Here is a 15,614-nt window from a genome sequence, read left to right as displayed (position 1 = left end):
CGTAGCACCGTGCGCTACACCCTGGGAAGGGGTGACAAGCAAGAACTTCTCGCTACCGTGGGCGGCATGCAATTCCCCGACCTCGAAACACTGCAAGCCCGCGGCACGCGGAAGTGGACGCAGTTCGACGCTGACGTCCTGCCGCTGTTCATCGCGGAAAGTGACTTCCCCACCGCCCCGGCCGTGAAACAGGCGATCGTAGACGCGACCGAGCGGGAGATGTTCGGCTACACCCCCGCCCCGCACGCGCACCGCCTGGGCGAATCCGTCTCAGATTTCTACGCGGACCGTTACGCCTGGCGCCCCGACCCGGCGAAAATCTTCCCGGTTGCGGACGTCGTGCGCGGCGTACTCCTTGCCATCCAACACTTCACCGAGGGCGACGTTGTCGTTCCGGTCCCCGCCTATTTCCCGTTCTTGGACGTGGCGCAGGTAGCGGGGCGCGAGCGTATCGACGTCAGCTCCGCCGGCGGCCTCGACCTAGAAGAAGTGGAGGCCGCGTTCCACAACGGCGCGGGCAGCATCATCGTGACGAACCCGTTCAACCCCGGCGGGTACGTGTTCACCGAGGAACAGTTGGACGAGGTCTGCGCGCTGGCCCGGAAGTATGGTGCCCGGGTGATCGTGGACGAGATCCACGCGCCACTGGTCTACGAGGGCACCCACACCTGCGCCGCGGCGAACAACCCGGACGTGTGTATTACGGTCACCGCGACGTCCAAGGCGTGGAATGTCGCGGGCCTGAAGTGCGCGCAGATGATCTTCTCCAACGACGAGGACGTGAAAACCTGGAACGGGATGTCGGGCGTGACCAAAGACGGGGTGGGCACCCTCGGCATCGTCGCGGCCGAGGCGTGCTACGACCACGGCCGCGAGTTCCTGGACGAGGAGGTGGCCCAGCTCAAGGCCAACCGCGACTGGTTGGTGGAGCACCTGCCCCAGGCGGTTCCGGGCATTGAGATTGAGGTGCCGGCGGCGACCTACCTCATGTTCTTGAACTTCAGGAACACAAAGCTTGACGACGTCAAGCCGGCCGCGTGGCTGCGCCGCCACGCGAAGGTGGCGATGAATGAGGGCGTGGACTTCGGCCCCGGCGGCGAGCACCGTGCCCGCATGAATTTCGCTACCTCCCCGGAGATTCTGCAGGAGGCAGTGAGGAGGATTGGCGAAGCCGTCGCAACGCTGTAGCGTCCCACTTTATGGAACCCAGTTCCCATCAAGCGGTCGGGTGTTCTATGCTTTAGGCCACTCCAACCTGTCTAGAGAGGTCTACCAATGGGTTCCACAGCGGTCTCACAGCCGGCAGCACCGGTTAAAGGCGAGGGGGCGAAGCGCTCCAACAGCGCGATCATCGTCACCGCGCTCGCCCTGTTTTCAATGTTCTTCGGCGCGGGCAACCTCATCTTCCCGCCCATGCTGGCCGTCGAGGCGGGCGACAACTTCTGGCCGGGCCTGATCGGCTTCCTGCTCACCGCCTCCCTCCTGCCGGTGCTGGCTGTTATCGCCATCGCGCTGTCCGGCTCCAACCTGCGCGACCTGGCGCAGCGCGCGGGCACCGCTTTCGGCGTGATTTTCCCGGTGATGGCGTACCTGTCCATCGGCGCGTTCTACGCGCTGCCGCGTACCGGCGCGGTGTCCTTTGAAACTGCGGTAACCCCGCTGTTCGGCGTCGACTCGTTGGCCGCGTCCGGCATCTTCAACGTGGTGTTCTTCGGCATCGCGCTGGCGCTGAGCTGGAACCCCACCACGATCATGGAGACGCTGGGAAAGTTCCTCACCCCGGCGCTGCTGGTGCTGCTGGTGATCATGATCTCCGTGGCCGTCTTCCGCTGGACCGCTGAGCCCGTGACGCCGAACGCGCCGTACGACGAGGGCCCGCTCACCGCGGGCCTGCTCGAGGGCTACCTCACCATGGACTCCATCGCCGCGCTGGCGTTTTCCATCGTGGTCATCTCCACCCTGCGCAGCCGCGGATTCAACGAGGGCAAGGAACTCGTCGGCGGCACCATCACCGCAGGCGTTGGCGCCGGTGTCATGCTCGCCCTGGTCTACGTGGGGCTCGGCCTGATCGGCCGCGTCATGCCGGGTGCCGAGAACTTCGACAACGGAGCCGGTCTGTTGGCTGAGGCCGCGAACCTGACCATGGGCGGCGCGGGCCAGACCGTGTTCTCCCTGATCGTGCTGCTGGCCTGCCTGACCACCGCCGTGGGCCTGATCACCGCCACCGCCGAGTACTTCTCCGAGCAGTTCCCCGGCGCCTACCACGTGTGGGCCGTGGTCTTCGCGGTGGCGTCCATGATCATGGCAACCCAGGGTCTGGAGTTCGTCATGGCGATCGCCGCCCCGGTCATCGGGTTCCTCTACCCGCCAGCGATCACCCTGATCGCGCTGACGCTGATCGAGCCGGCCTTCCGCGCCCGCACCCGCTTCAGCTGGGCGTTCTTCCTGCCGCTGTGGGTTGCCGTGATCTGGTCCGCCATCGAGACCTTCATCTCCCTGGAGTGGGCCGCGGGCGCGCTCACCCCGATCGTCTCCTGGGCGCCGCTGTTCGACGCGGGCCTGGGCTGGATCGTTCCGGTCGTGGTCGCCTTCGTCATCGGCCTGATCATCGACTTCGTGCGCCCCAAGCCGGCCATGATCCCGGGCACGATGGAATCCGTCGACGGCGAAGACCTCTCCGCCGAGGGCGACGCCGTCCCCGTGCTGCAGGCGAAGGACTAGGGCTGGCGAAGCGGTCGTCGATAGGCAAAACGCGTACGGTGGGGCGTTATGAACGCCCCACTTTCGCTTATTGATTTCTGCACCCGCTACCCCGACGAAACCGTCGGCGAGGCGATGCAGCGCTCCGTGGCCTTCGCCCAGCAAGCGGAGGCCTTGGGTTATGAGCGCATCTGGTACTCCGAACACCACAACATGCCCAGCATCGTCTCTTCCGCCCCCGCGGTACTGATCGCGCACATCGGCGCGAAAACCAGCCGCATCCGCCTGGGCTCGGGCGGGGTAATGCTGCCCAACCACGCGCCGTACGTTATCGCCGAGCAGTTCGGCATGCTGGAGGAGCTCTACCCCGGCCGCATCGACCTCGGCCTCGGCCGCGCCCCCGGCACCGACCAGCAGACCCTCGGCCGGGCGCTGCGACGCGACCCGCGCGCCGCGGAGAACTTCCCGCAAGACGTCCAGGAGCTGCAGGCGTGGCTGTCCAACGAGTCCCCCCTGCCGGGCGTGACCGCGATGCCGGGGTACGACACCAACGTGCCGCTGATCATCCTGGGCTCGTCGATGTTCGGCGCGTCGCTGGCCGCGCAGCTGGGCCTGCCCTACGCTTTCGCATCCCACTTCGCGCCGCAGCACCTGGAGCAGGCAACCGCGTACTACCGGGAGAACTACCAGCCGTCCGAGCGCCACCCGGAGCCGTACTGCATCGCCGCGGTCAACGTCACCGCCGCCGACACAGAGGAAGACGCGAAGCGCCAGACGACGGTCGTGCACCGCAACCGCGTCCGCGCATTCATGGGCCGCCAGGGCAAGCAGCTCAGCGACGACCAGCTGGATACCGTGGTCAACTCCTACCAGGGCCGCCAGATTACGGATATGCTGCGCTACACCGCAGAAGGTACTGGGGAGCAGGTGGCTGAATACCTGGAAAACTTCCGCACCACCGCCCAGGCGGATGAGCTGATGATCTCGCTGCAGGCCGGTAGCCACGAGGAAGTGGGCCGCTCCATGGAGATTCTCGCCGAGGCGTGGAATTAAAACGGGCTATGTAGGACAGGTCTCCAAGTAATAGGCGCTGAAGAAGCCGTGGATTAGTATCTGGTGGTCAATACCCCGGGGATGTAGATGAAGGACGTGACCCACCATGGCGCCATTGCCCACCGGCCCGCTTCGCCGCCCGCAGCAGCACGAGGAAATCGCCGATTACCTGCGCGATGAGATCTTCGCCGGCCACATCCCAGCCGGCGAGTCGCTGCCCAGCGAGGTAGAGCTGTGCGAGCAGTTCAACACCTCCCGCGGGCCGGTGCGCCAGGCCGTGGCGACGCTGCGTGCGGAGGGGCTGCTCTCCTCGGGCCGCGGCCGCCGTTCCCTGGTTTTGTCCAACACCCGGACCGAAACGTTCGAGGAAATCCTGTCCAATACCTCCTGGATCTTCCGCATGGGCAAAGACCCGAGCGAGCAGATGGAGCGTTTCGGCCTCGGCGCCGCGGATGAGACGCTGGCGGAGTGCATGCGCATCGCCCCGGGCAGCGACGTGTTCTTCGTGCACCGCGTCCGCAGCGCCGACGGCACGCCGCTGGTGATTGAGAAGATGGCGTTTCTGCCCCACCTCGCGGAGGTGATTGAGGGGGTGGACACCGCGGAGCAGTCCATCCACCGCGAGCTCGTCCGCGCGGGCGCGGACTTCAACAACATCTCGCGGTCTTTCACCATCGAGCAGGCGGACGCGGACACGGCAGCTAAGTTGGACATCCCCGAGGACGCGCCGGTGCTGCGGGTGCAGATCAGGGCGCTGACGCATAACGGCGACGTGCTCGAGTGCGCCGTGCACACATTCCGCGTAGACAAGCTCTCCTTCGGCCTAAACAACGTCCGCGGCCACTCCTCCCCCCTCTGGTTCCAGGTGGAGTCTGCCATCCAGTAACCTCATGGCATGCATGTCAGGACTCTGGCGGTCGCTGCCGCCTTGGCCCTTCCTTTGGCCGCATGTAGTACCGCCGATCCGCGTGATTCCGTCGTAGTGGCGGCCTCTGCTGCCCCCGCCGGGTTGGACTTCACCACCACCGGCGGCGCGGCGGCCCCCCAGGCGCTGGTGGGCAACGTGTACGAGACGCTCGTGCGTATCGACGCCTCGGGTACCCCAGTGCCGCACCTCGCCGACAGCTGGGACCGCGACGGCGGCACGTTCACGTTCCACCTGCGCGACGGCGTGACGTTCGCCAACGGCAAGCCGTTCACGGCGGACGACGCCGCCTTTTCCATCCGCTACGTTCAAGACGAGTGGACAAACGGCCTGAAATCGCAGATGGAGCCGGTGACGGAGGTGGAGGCGCTGGATGAGCGCACTCTCCGGGTGCACGTCGACGGCGGTGCGGCTGCGGAGGACGCGTGGCTGTGGTCCATGGGCACGTTGACAGGGGCGATGATGACGCCGGAGGGCGTGGACACGCTTGCAACCGCACCGCTGGGCACCGGGCCGTACACCGTGGAGCGCTTCGACGTGGGCGAGGCAATCGAGTTCCGCGCCCGCGGCGACTACTGGGGTGGGCCCGTCGCACACGACGCGGCGATCCGCTACTTCGACGACCCGGTCTCCGCCGTCAACGCACTTCGCGTGGGTGATGCGGACGTGGTGTGGGGGATGCAGGCGCCGCAGCTCATCAACACGCTGCCGGAAGACATCCGCGTGGAGGTGGGCACGACGAACAGCGAAGTCCTGCTTTCCATGAACAACCAGCGCTCCCCGTTCGATGACCCGGACGTGCGCCGCGCCGTCGCCTACGCCGTGGACCGCAAGGCCATCAACGAGGTGGTCTACAACGGCCTGGCTACCGACACCGGCGGCGCGCCCGTGCCGCCGACGGACCCGTGGTTTACCGGCCGCGACTACTACCCCTTCGACCCCGACAAGGCCCGTGAGCTTCTGCGTGGGCGCACCCCGGACATCACCATCACGGTGCCGAACCGGCCGTACGCGCAGGAGGCCAGTGAGCTTTTGTACTCGCAGCTTCGCGACGTCGGCTTCCGCGTTCGCCTGGACACGGTGGAGTTCCCGGCCGTGTGGCTCAACCAGGTGCTCAAGGGGCATGACTACCAGTCCTCCATCGTCGCCCACGTGGAACCCCGGGACGTGCCCATGCTGTTTGGGAACCCGGAGTATTACCTGGGCTACGACAACGCCGTTGTGCGCGAGCAGATCGCCGCGGGCGACATGGCAGGCGCCATCGACCACATCATGGGCGACGCCGCCGCACTGACCCTGGTCAACGCGCCCAACATCGTGCTCTTCGCCCCTGGCGTGGGCGGGCTGGACCCCAACGTCGTGACCGACTCCCTCCGGCTCAGCGAGGTGGAGAAATGATCCGCACCGTGTGCGCGCACCTGCTGCGCTTCGTCCTGCTGCTCGCCGGAGCCAGCCTGATCATCTTCATCCTCCTGCGCGCCGTGTCGGGCGACCCGGCGCGCGTGGCGCTGGGCGTTTCCGCCACCGACGAGGCCGTCGCCGAACTCACTTCCCGCCTGGGCCTGGACAAGCCCCTGCCGGTGCAGTACTTCGACTGGGTCGGCGGCCTTTTCCACGGCGACTTCGGCATCTCCATGGCGAGCGGCAAGGAAATCACGGAGACGGTCCTGGAGCGCGCCGGGGTGTCGCTGGCCCTCACGCTGACCGCCATGGCGGTCTCGCTCGCCGTGGCGGTGCCGCTCGGCGTCTACCTCGCGCAGCGCTCCCACTCCCCCGGCGGCGTCATCGTCGGCGGGCTCGCGCAGGTGGGCATCATCGTGCCGTCGTTTTTGGTGGGTATCGCGCTGGTGGCGCTGTTTTCTGTGCGCCTGGGGTGGCTGCCGGCCAACGGCTGGGGCTCGCCCGCGCACGCGGTGTTGCCGGTGGCGTCGCTGGCGCTGGTGCAGGCGTCCATCCTCACGCGCTACGTCGCCGCCGCGGTGCGCGAGGAGATGGGCAAGGACTACATCCGCACGGGCAGGGCCCAGGGGGCGTCGATAGGCAATGTGCTGTTCACCTCGGCACTGCGAAACGCGGCGCTGCCGGTGATCACCGTGGTTGGCGTGCAGCTCGCGTCGCTGGTGGTCGGCGCGGTGGTGATTGAGCGCGTGTTCACCATCCCGGGCTTGGGCACCATGCTTCTCGACGCAGTGGGTAACCGCGACCTGGCCACCGTCCAAACCGTGATGATGCTGATTGTCGCGTTCACCCTGGTGGTGAACCTGGTGGTGGACCTCGCCTACACGGTGGTGGATCCGCGGATTCGGAGGCGCGCATGAGCTGGCAGCGAAAATTCGGCGCGGTGATTGTCGGGCTCGTCGCGCTTGCGGCGCTGGTGACCTTGGTGTGGACGCCGTACGACCCGCTGCAGGCGGACGTCGCCTCGCGGCTTGAAGGCCCGTCGCGCGCGCACTGGATGGGCACCGACCAGTACGGCCGCGACATCGCCTCGCGCGTCATGGACGGCGCGCGCCTGACGTTGACCGTGGCCGTCGGCGCTGTGGGGTTGTCCGCGCTGGCGGGCGTGCCGCTGGGGATCTGGGCCGGCATGCGCCGGGGCGCCTCGCGCGTGGTCATGGCGGGCGCGGACCTGTTGCTCGCTTTCCCCGCGCTCCTGCTGGCGATCGTGTTCACGGCAGTGTTCGGCGCGTCTATCTGGATCGTGGTGCTGGCCATCGGCATCGCCGGCATCCCCGGGTTCGTGCGCGTCGCCCGCGCCGGCACCATGCAGGTGATGCAGCACGACTACATCTTGGCCGCGCGCGTGGCTAAAGTGTCCGGCCCGCGCATCGCGTGGCGCCACGTCCTGCCGAACATCTGGCCGATCGTGCTCACGCAAGTCTCCGTCGCCGTCGCGCTGGCGATACTTGCGGAAGCCGGCCTGTCGTTTTTGGGCCTCGGCGCACCGGCACCGTACGCCTCGTGGGGGCGGATGCTGCAGGCCTCCCAGCCGTATTTGGCCACCTCCCCGCACCTCGCGCTCTGGCCGGGGGCGGCAATCGCCCTGACCGTGCTGGGCTTCAACCTGATGGGAAGCGCCGATGATCGACGTTAAGCACCTGACCATCCCCGGCATCCTGGAGGACATCACCTTTGCCGTCGCGCCGGGCGAGCGCGTGAGCATCATCGGCGAGTCCGGCTCCGGCAAGTCTCTCACCGCGCTGAGCATCATGGGGCTCACCGACCTCCCCGCGCAAGGCTCCGTCACGGTCGACGGCACCGAGATGGTGGGCACCCCGGACCGGGTGCGGCGCCGCGTACGCGGGCGAAAGGTGGCCATGGTGTTCCAGGAGCCGATGACGGCGCTGGACCCGCTGAAGCGAATTGGCAAACTCGTCTCCCACGAGCTGCTCGCGGAGGTCGGGGTGGACCGCCCCGGCGCCTACCCGCACGAGCTGTCCGGCGGGCAGCGTCAGCGCGTGCTTATCGCGTTGGCCCTGTCCCAGAACCCGGACGTGCTCATCTGCGACGAGCCCACCACCGCCCTCGACGCCATCGTGCAGGCGGAGATCCTGGACCTGTTGGACCGCCTCGTGCGCGAGCGCGGCATGGGCCTGCTATTCATCTCCCACGACCTCGCCGTGGTGCGCCGCATGACCGACCGGGTGCTGGTGTTCAAAGGCGGGCGCATCGTCGCACCGGACTCGGACTACGCGAAAGCCCTGGCTGCCGCCGCCGAACCCGGCCCGCCCGCACAACCGGTCCCCCTCGGCGAGCCGGTGGTGACGCTTTCCAATGTCTCTCTGCGGCGCGGCCGCACCCTCGCCGTGGACGACGTCTCCCTTTCCGTCCGCGCCGGGGAGCGCCTGGCCATCGTCGGCGGGTCCGGCTCCGGCAAGACCTCGCTGCTGCACCTCGTCGCAGGGCTGCGCGAACCGACAACCGGCACCGTCCGCGTTGCAGGCGACGTGCAGATGGTCTTCCAGGACCCGTACTCCTCGCTGGATCCGCGGATGGCCGTGAGGACGTCGATACGCGAGACCGGCGTGGACGGCACCCGCGCCGACGAGATGCTCGCGCGCGTGGGGCTTGCGGGCACCGGCGACCGCACCCCGCGGCAGTTCTCCGGCGGGCAACGCCAGCGCATCTCCATCGCGCGCGCCGCGGCCCCGCGACCGCGCATCCTGCTTGCCGACGAGCCCGTCTCCGCCCTCGACGCCACCATCCAAGACCAGGTGCTGGACCTGCTGCGCGACACCGTGGGGGACAACACCTTGGTATTTGTCACCCACGACCTGCGGGTGGCGCGCGAGCTGTGTCCGACGGTGGCGGTGATGCAGGCCGGGCGCATCGTTGAGCAGGGTGCCACCGAGCGGATCTGGGCGGCGCCCGAGCACCCGTACACGCGGCAATTGCTCGCGGCTGTGCTGTAGGGGCGTACGGTAGATTGACGGCCATGAGTATGTGCGTCGTCGGATCCATCAACGCCGACCTCACCGTCAACGTCGAGCGCCACCCCACCCCGGGCGAGACCTTGCTGGGCACCGGCGGCGGCATCACCGCCGGCGGCAAGGGCGCCAACCAGGCCGTCGCCGCCGCGAAGCTGGGCACAGACGTGGTGCTGGTGGGCGCGACCGGCTCCGACGCCAACGCCGCCCCCGCCACCGCGCTGCTGCGCGAGGCCGGGGTGGATCTGACCCACGTGGAGGAAGTTGCAGACGTCACGGGCCTCGCGGTGATCACGGTAGCCGCAAACGGCGAGAACACCGTGCTAGTGGTCCCGGGTGCGAACGCGCGGGTGGACGCGGAGTGTGTCGGCCGCCACGCCGGCGCCGTGGCCCCCGCCGACCTGGTCCTGCTGCAGGGCGAGATCCCCGCCGACGGCTTCGCCCGCGCCGTGGAGCTGACCCGCGGGCGCGTGGTGGTCAACCTCGCGCCGGTTGTGGACGTGCCGCGCGAGGCGCTGCTCAAGGCGGACCCGCTGATGGCCAACGAGCACGAAGCCGGGCTCATCCTGCAGCAACTCGGCCTCGACGGCACGGGCACGCCGGAGGATCTCACGCGGCGGCTGCTCGAGGCCGGTTTTTCCTCCGTGGTGCTCACGCTCGGCTCCGCCGGGGCGCTGGTGGCCGCCGAGGGCGAACTGACCCACATCGACTCCCCCAAGGTGGAGGCCGTGGACACCGTCGGCGCCGGCGACTCCTTCGCGGGCGCGTTCTGCCACCGGCTGCTGGAAGGCGATTCCATGGTGGACGCTGCCCGCTTCGCCTGCCGCGTCGGCGCGTTCTCGGTCACCCGGCCCGGCGCGCAGCCGTCCTACCCCGGCGAGGCGGACGCACTGCCGGAGGCCTAGACCCCGCGCGTTAGACCCCCGCCATGTCCAGCAGGCGGCCAAGCACCGCCTCGCCGTGGCGGCGCAGCCCGTCGTGCTGGAACTGGTCCGTCTCAAACACCTGCGCACCGATGACCTCCGCCGTTTCCAGCGACAGCTCGCGCGGGACGAAGATGTCGTCGGTGTAGACCGCCGCGTACGCGTCGTGGCCGCCGGCCAGGCCCGCGTAGAGGTTGGACCAGTCGTCCTTGGCCGCCAGCTCGTGCGCTGAGCGTGTTAACGGCCGCAGCGCCGGGTCCTCCTCGAATTGGAACGGGAAGATGTGCTCCCCGGTGAGGTAGAACTCCGCATCATCCGGGCTGGCATCAGGCGCGAACCCGTCCAGCTCGCGCGAGACCCGCTCGGCCGCCCACGCGGTCGCCCCCGGCACGGTGCCGCCGTAGATGGATTCGTGCACGGCGGCGTACAGCGGCCCCTTGGCAAAGCTGACGCGCTCGCCCACCTCCGCCAGAAAGTCGGTGCGGAGCCTGCCGTTGGGGTGAAACGGTGCCTCGAACAGTCGCGCCAGCGATGCGAATCCGCCCTCGCGCCCCAGCTCGATGCCTACCGTGCGCAGCCGGCGGGCGCTGAGCCGCTCGCCCGTGGGCAGAGTCTCTTCCTCCACCTCCAGGTGGCGACACACCTCGCGCAGCATTTTCTCGGCCGCCGGGTACTTCGCGTTGAACTGCTGGTGGCGGCGCTTCAGCTTGGCAAACGTCGCGCGGTACACCCCGTCTGCGCCCTCGCCTATCGACGGCACACCTCCGGTAAACAACGCCCTCCCCACACGCTCCGGGTGCGCGGCCAGGTAGTGCGCGAGGCAGAACCCGCCGAAGGACTGGCCCAGCACATCCCAGCGGGCCAGGCCCATCTCCTCGCGTAGCGCTTCGGCGTCGGCCACGATGTGGTCGGCGCGCAGGCTGGCGAGCACTTTAGCGTCGATAAGCTCGGGCGTTGCGGCGTCGATCCTGGTGGAACGGCCGGTGCCACGCTGGTCCAACAGCACTACCTGATAGCCGCGCTTGAGAGCGTGGGTGATCCACGCAAACCGCTGGCGCGGCGCCGGGAAACCCGGCCCGCCCTGCAGATACAGCAGCGCCGGCGCCTTCGGCTCGCCCAGCACGCGGGCGAAGACAGTGAAGCCGCCGCGGGAAAATTCGATCTCGCGCATCATGCAAGTAGGGTACGACCGAGGAAATCGTCCTCGTCGCGCACACCCGGCAACGCGAAGAAATAGCCGCCGCCGTAAGGGCGGATATAGTCCGCGAGAGGCTCGCCCTCGAGCCGTTGTTGCACGGTGACAAACTGGCGCTGCAGGTCCTGCTGGAAGCACACAAACAGCAGGCCGATATCGAGGGTGCCATTGTCGCGCACACCGTTGTCGTAGTTGTACGCCCGGCGCAGCATGAGTTGGTCCGCAGTCTCCGCAGTGCGCGGGTTGGCCAGACGAATGTGCGCGTCAGTTGGGATGACGTCGCCGTTCGCGTCGTCCAAATAGTCCGGCTCGGCGTACTCGTCGCCTCCGGACAGCGGCCCGCCGGTGGCGCGGTCGCGGCCGAAGATCTGCTCCTGCTCCGCAATGGAGATCCGATCCCAGAACTCCGAATACATGGTAATCAGGCGGACCACCATGTAACTGCCTCCCGCAGTCCAGGCTGGCTCGTCGGCACCGGCCCACACGAGGTGGTCGAACTCGTCGGGGCTGGGGTTGACTATCCCGTCCTTGAACCCGAAGTGGTTGCGCTGCGTGCCGGTCGGGCGCGGCTCGTTCATATACCCGTTCTGGCGCCACTTCACCGCGACGTCTCCCCGAGTGTGGCGCAATATGTCGCGGAGCGCGTGGGTGACCGTGTCGTGCTGGTCCGCGCACAGCTGCAGCACCAGATCGCCGTGGCACTTCTCTGCAACGAGCGTGTCGTCGGCGAAGGCTTCCATCTCCCGCAGGCGCGCCGGCTTCTTGTTCGACAGCCCGAACCGGCCGTCGAACAACGAATCACCCACCGCCACCGTGACGGAGAGGTTGTCCGTGGGCAGCTCCGGACCAAGCTCCCCGGAGTCCCCGGCGGGAAACGCGATGCCGTCCGGCGGAGTTGCGCCGCCGGCGGTCAGGGCACGGGCGCGGTCGGTGATGGTACGCAGCAGCTGCTCCAAGCGCTGCTTTCCGGTGCATTGGAGATCGAGGGCCACCACCTCCGCGTACTTTTGCGGCTGGTTGACTATTCCCTGCTGGTGGTCGCCTTGGAACTCAAGCCGCGCGGCGGGGTCGTTGGTGTGGGAATGGTCTGAGCGCGGTGTGCCGTCGTCGCGCGAACGCGCAGAAAGCCCCTGCGCCGTCGCCTGTGCCCCCAACGCGGCGCTCGCGGCGGCCGCACCGGTCAAAAACGTGCGGCGGGAAAACGTAAACGGGCAGGGCACTAGTCCATCCTCCGGATCACGGTCATTGTGGCCACGGGTGCGAGCAGTTCATTGGCTTTTGCCACTTCGGCTTGCAAGCGCAGACGATCTTCTTGCGGCCACTGGTCAAACGCGGTGTCGTACTTGCCGTCCAAGTCGTCAGCGAGGCTGTTCAACACATTCAGCTGGTCGTATATTGGCGCGGTATCGAGACCGCGGCTTTCCACTAGCTCGCGCAACGGATCGAGCGTTTCGCGGGTAGCGCGCACACTTCCCCGCAGCGCGGCGCTAAGCGCGTGGGCTCCGTAGTCGCGCTCGCCGCGGAGGTCGAAGCGTTCGAATTCCTCCATCACCTCGTGCGTGCGCAAACCGTAATCCGGTGCGGGGATGGCAAAGTGCCCTGTCTCCAGCGCGTGCGCCGTGTGATCCACCGCAGCTGCGAGCGCGTCGGCGGGCTCGGCGGATAACGCACGATCAGAAAACAGCATCCGTTCCACCTCCGCGTATCCGTCGAGGCCCTCCCCCGGCCACATCGCGCTTGCATCGTCGAAGGAGCGGTACGTTTCCATATAGGTCAGGTAGGCGCGCTGGGCCGCGGAGCGGTCGCCGGACCGGATGGCGTCGGCAAGCGCCTGCGCCTGCGCCTGCAGCTCAGGCAGGCGCTTCTTCTGCGCTGCAGCATGGGTGATCGATACGGCGGAGACTTCCCGGTCCGTAATCGGCACCATCTTCGGCGCACCGGTAAACGGCGACTCAGCGACAGTGAAGGTCTCCGATTTCACCGCCGAGTCGCTGTGGAACACGCACGTCAGGTGGTAGGAACCGTCTTCGAGCTTGGGGGTCCAGGCACGCTCCGCGGGAGAGCCGATGCGCTCGAGGACTTGGTAGGCGTTTCCCTCCTCGTCGGAGATGTAGAGGGTCAAAGGCAACCCGGATGTGTTGTACACCTGCCAGTGCGCGGTTGCGTCCACGTCCCCGGGAGTCGGGCAGTTGTAGACATCGCGGACGTGAAGCCGCGTGTCCGCCTGCTCCACTTCCGGCTGGGGCTGCATGTCCCCTCCGGAGCTGGATCCGCTTGATCCCGTCTGCGGTGCGTGGATGACGGCGGCCACGATCGCAAGGACCGCGGCCAGCGCCGCCATAGCGTACTGGTAGGTGTCCATACTTCGGGTTTAGAACGGCAGCTTGAAGTTCTCAACCATCTTCGGGTCGACACCAGGCATGCCGTTCATGTACCAGCTGCCGATGCCCACCGCGATGGCCAGAGCCAGCACCACAGCGGCGATGATGCCGCCCGTGGAGGAACCCTCGGCGTCGCTGGACTCGGAGGAGTTGCTCTGCTGCTCGGCCGGGGAGGCGTCCTTCTTGGCCAGCGTGGTAAACGCCGGCACCCCCTTTTCCGTCACCAGCGGGTTGTTCATGCCCTCGACAACCGGCTTGAGGTTGATGGTCTCGCGGGAGGTGTTGTCCACGCGCTCGACAGAGGCGTAGTCCTTGGCCACGGTGCCGTCGGTTTCGTTGAGGAACACCTTCGGCGCCTTTGCGCCGCTGAAGTCAAACATGGAATTCAGCTCACCGGCGCGCTCGTCGAAGGCGATGCCGCCGAGACGGCCCAGACCCCAGTTGTCCTGGATGAACTTGGTGATGGAGGTTTGCTCCGTGTAGGTCGAGTCGATGTGGTTGACCTTGGAGTACGGCGAAACCACCAGCAACGGCTGACGGGTGCCCGGTCCGCACTGGCCGTGCTTGTCGCCGGCGACGCCGACCTTCTTCGCCGCGGCGGTGCAGATCTCCTTGTCCTGGTGCGGATCGTTGGAGCCGTTGAGGATCTCGGGCGCCTTGTGGTCGTACCAGCCGTCGGAGTCGTCGTACGCGATGACCACGGCGGTGGAGTCCCACTGCGGGGAGTTCTGCAGCTCGTTGATGTAGTGGGTGATAAACGCCTGCTCATCCAGCGGGTTGGAGTAGCCGGCGTGGCCGTCCTGGTAGTTCGCGGCCTTGAGGAAGGACACGGCCGGCAGGTTGCCCTGCTCCAACGCGGTGTCGAAATCTTTCAGGTCGTACTGGTGGTTCGCGCGGTCCGTCTTGCCGATCATCTCGTCCGACGACGGGGCGAGGTGATGCGGGTTCGCGGTGGAGGCGTAGTACTGGAACGGCTGGTGGTGCGGGTTGTAGTCCGTTTGATCCTGGCCGCTCAACGTCTTGTGCGCCGCGCCGCAGCGAGCACGGCTGTTGTCGGTGGCTTCCTCGGTCGGGCGGAAGCCGCCCTGGAACCAGCCCCAGGTCACATCCTTTTCATTGAGCTGATCGCCGATGTTCTTCGAGTGCATCGCCGTGACCTGGTTGGTGCCTGCCGAGGACTTGTTGGAGCAGTCATCGAACAGCGGGTCCGGGTCGCCCACCACGGTGGCTGTCATGCCGTCTTCAGACACCCCCGCGAGTGCGTGGTTCTCCCCGTCCTTGATCTTCTGCTGCTCGCCGGTGGCGGGATCGTGCATGGTGGCGTCGGCCACGGTGCCCGCAATCAGGTTCAGCGCACCCGGAGTGGACGGGCCGAAGATGGTGGAGAAGCTGTTGTCGTTCATCGCGAAGTTCTGCGCGTAGTTCCACAGACCCGTCACAGTGTTGCCGTCGTAGTAGCCCATGGTCATGCCAGGGGTGGCAAACGCGTCCTGTCCGTACTTGTCGATGTCGGTGGACACCGTCTCCGGGAACATATCCATCTTGCCGCCGTTGTAGGCAGCCTGCTCATCACCGTAGTGGTGGTTCTGGTCGGTGGTCACCGCATTGCCCGGGCCGATGCGGAACGGCTTGATCGAGTTCGGGTTCTTCTCGCCCAAAAGGTCCGCGTTTTCCAAGTTGTCGGCCTTCGGGGTGTTCGGCTTCGCCTGAAACTTCGGCGCAGCCTTGCCGCTGCCTTGCAGCGTCTCGCCGTCCTTGTTCAGCGCGTTGGGGTAGGTGGCGAAGTAGTGGTCAAAGGAGATGTTCTCCGAATAGATCACCACAACGTGTTCGATCGGTGTCTTGGTTGCGGCGTCTGCGATGCCGGGGAAAAACGGGGCTGTTGCGGCAGCTGCAGCGCAAGCTGCGATGGCGCGGGTGCGGAGCTTCATGGTGTCCAACTTTCAGTCAGGCGAGGATGAAAACGACGAAAGCTGCGGGGGCCTCCAGCAAGAGGTCCGGGCCCTTTCA

13 protein-coding genes are annotated in these 15,614 nt (G+C 67.1%); 9 read left to right on the top strand and 4 right to left on the bottom strand.

Annotated elements, in window-relative coordinates:
* The first annotated feature begins 66 nt into the window (after positions 1-66).
* From HMA55_RS08955 to HMA55_RS08915, 9 genes are all read left to right on the top strand, one after another.
* Positions 67-1,188 (top strand): MalY/PatB family protein, encoded by a 1,122-nt coding sequence (locus HMA55_RS08955; RefSeq protein WP_181192696.1) that lies wholly within the window; start codon positions 67-69, stop codon positions 1,186-1,188.
* A gap of 87 nt (positions 1,189-1,275) precedes the next feature.
* A complete protein-coding gene (gene brnQ / locus HMA55_RS08950; protein ID WP_181192695.1) occupies positions 1,276-2,721 on the top strand; it encodes a branched-chain amino acid transport system II carrier protein in 1,446 nt (481 codons plus the stop codon).
* Between the two features lie 48 nt (positions 2,722-2,769).
* Entirely contained in the window at positions 2,770-3,753 is a 984-nt protein-coding gene (locus HMA55_RS08945; RefSeq protein ID WP_181192694.1) for an LLM class flavin-dependent oxidoreductase, read from the top strand.
* Between the two features lie 106 nt (positions 3,754-3,859).
* Positions 3,860-4,639: a GntR family transcriptional regulator gene (locus HMA55_RS08940; protein ID WP_181192693.1), complete on the top strand. Its 780-nt coding sequence runs from the start codon at positions 3,860-3,862 to the stop codon at positions 4,637-4,639.
* A 9-nt stretch (positions 4,640-4,648) separates the two neighbouring features.
* Positions 4,649-6,076: an ABC transporter substrate-binding protein gene (locus tag HMA55_RS08935; RefSeq protein WP_181192692.1), complete on the top strand. Its 1,428-nt coding sequence runs from the start codon at positions 4,649-4,651 to the stop codon at positions 6,074-6,076.
* Positions 6,073-6,996, top strand: a complete 924-nt coding sequence (locus HMA55_RS08930; protein ID WP_181192691.1) for an ABC transporter permease — start codon at positions 6,073-6,075, stop codon at positions 6,994-6,996. Before HMA55_RS08935 ends, HMA55_RS08930 begins: the two co-directional genes overlap by 4 nt.
* Complete coding sequence (locus tag HMA55_RS08925; protein ID WP_181192690.1) at positions 6,993-7,772, top strand: ABC transporter permease; 780 nt, start codon at positions 6,993-6,995, stop codon at positions 7,770-7,772. The genes HMA55_RS08930 and HMA55_RS08925 overlap by 4 nt, the downstream gene beginning before the upstream one ends.
* Positions 7,759-9,090 carry an ATP-binding cassette domain-containing protein gene (locus HMA55_RS08920; protein ID WP_181192689.1) on the top strand — a complete coding sequence of 444 codons (1,332 nt, stop codon included), beginning with the start codon at positions 7,759-7,761 and terminating at the stop codon, positions 9,088-9,090. Before HMA55_RS08925 ends, HMA55_RS08920 begins: the two co-directional genes overlap by 14 nt.
* Before the next feature lie 23 nt (positions 9,091-9,113).
* The gene (locus tag HMA55_RS08915; RefSeq protein ID WP_181192688.1) at positions 9,114-10,010 is read left to right on the top strand and encodes a ribokinase; all 897 of its coding nucleotides are present in this window, start codon (positions 9,114-9,116) and stop codon (positions 10,008-10,010) included.
* Between the two features lie 10 nt (positions 10,011-10,020).
* Here the strand turns inward: HMA55_RS08915 and HMA55_RS08910 are convergent, their stop codons facing one another.
* Genes HMA55_RS08910 through HMA55_RS08895 form a run of 4 tightly spaced genes read right to left on the bottom strand, consistent with a single transcriptional unit; the run spans position 10,021 to position 15,535 of the window.
* Complete coding sequence (locus HMA55_RS08910; RefSeq protein WP_235961892.1) at positions 10,021-11,202, bottom strand: alpha/beta fold hydrolase; 1,182 nt, start codon at positions 11,200-11,202, stop codon at positions 10,021-10,023.
* On the bottom strand, positions 11,199-12,443 hold the full coding sequence (efeB, locus tag HMA55_RS08905; RefSeq protein WP_181192687.1) for an iron uptake transporter deferrochelatase/peroxidase subunit: 1,245 nt from the start codon (positions 12,441-12,443) through the stop codon (positions 11,199-11,201). The genes HMA55_RS08910 and efeB overlap by 4 nt, the downstream gene beginning before the upstream one ends.
* Entirely contained in the window at positions 12,443-13,585 is a 1,143-nt protein-coding gene (locus HMA55_RS08900; RefSeq protein ID WP_181192686.1) for an EfeM/EfeO family lipoprotein, read from the bottom strand. The genes efeB and HMA55_RS08900 overlap by 1 nt, the downstream gene beginning before the upstream one ends.
* Before the next feature lie 9 nt (positions 13,586-13,594).
* Positions 13,595-15,535 carry an alkaline phosphatase family protein gene (locus tag HMA55_RS08895; protein ID WP_181192685.1) on the bottom strand — a complete coding sequence of 647 codons (1,941 nt, stop codon included), beginning with the start codon at positions 15,533-15,535 and terminating at the stop codon, positions 13,595-13,597.
* Between the last annotated feature and the right edge of the window lie 79 nt (positions 15,536-15,614).

It is taken from the genome of Corynebacterium wankanglinii, assembly GCF_013601005.1.
Lineage (GTDB): Bacteria > Actinomycetota > Actinomycetes > Mycobacteriales > Mycobacteriaceae > Corynebacterium > Corynebacterium wankanglinii.
This window is presented reverse-complemented; position numbering and strand designations above follow the sequence as displayed.

Coding starts and splice junctions, on each gene's coding strand:
- HMA55_RS08955 (WP_181192696.1), top strand. CDS start 67: ATGCAATTCCCCGACCTCGAAACACTGCAAGCCCGCGGCACGCGGAAG.
- brnQ (WP_181192695.1), top strand. CDS start 1,276: ATGGGTTCCACAGCGGTCTCACAGCCGGCAGCACCGGTTAAAGGCGAG.
- HMA55_RS08945 (WP_181192694.1), top strand. CDS start 2,770: ATGAACGCCCCACTTTCGCTTATTGATTTCTGCACCCGCTACCCCGAC.
- HMA55_RS08940 (WP_181192693.1), top strand. CDS start 3,860: ATGGCGCCATTGCCCACCGGCCCGCTTCGCCGCCCGCAGCAGCACGAG.
- HMA55_RS08935 (WP_181192692.1), top strand. CDS start 4,649: ATGCATGTCAGGACTCTGGCGGTCGCTGCCGCCTTGGCCCTTCCTTTG.
- HMA55_RS08930 (WP_181192691.1), top strand. CDS start 6,073: ATGATCCGCACCGTGTGCGCGCACCTGCTGCGCTTCGTCCTGCTGCTC.
- HMA55_RS08925 (WP_181192690.1), top strand. CDS start 6,993: ATGAGCTGGCAGCGAAAATTCGGCGCGGTGATTGTCGGGCTCGTCGCG.
- HMA55_RS08920 (WP_181192689.1), top strand. CDS start 7,759: ATGATCGACGTTAAGCACCTGACCATCCCCGGCATCCTGGAGGACATC.
- HMA55_RS08915 (WP_181192688.1), top strand. CDS start 9,114: ATGAGTATGTGCGTCGTCGGATCCATCAACGCCGACCTCACCGTCAAC.
- HMA55_RS08910 (WP_235961892.1), bottom strand. CDS start 11,202: ATGATGCGCGAGATCGAATTTTCCCGCGGCGGCTTCACTGTCTTCGCC.
- HMA55_RS08900 (WP_181192686.1), bottom strand. CDS start 13,585: ATGGACACCTACCAGTACGCTATGGCGGCGCTGGCCGCGGTCCTTGCG.
- HMA55_RS08895 (WP_181192685.1), bottom strand. CDS start 15,535: ATGAAGCTCCGCACCCGCGCCATCGCAGCTTGCGCTGCAGCTGCCGCA.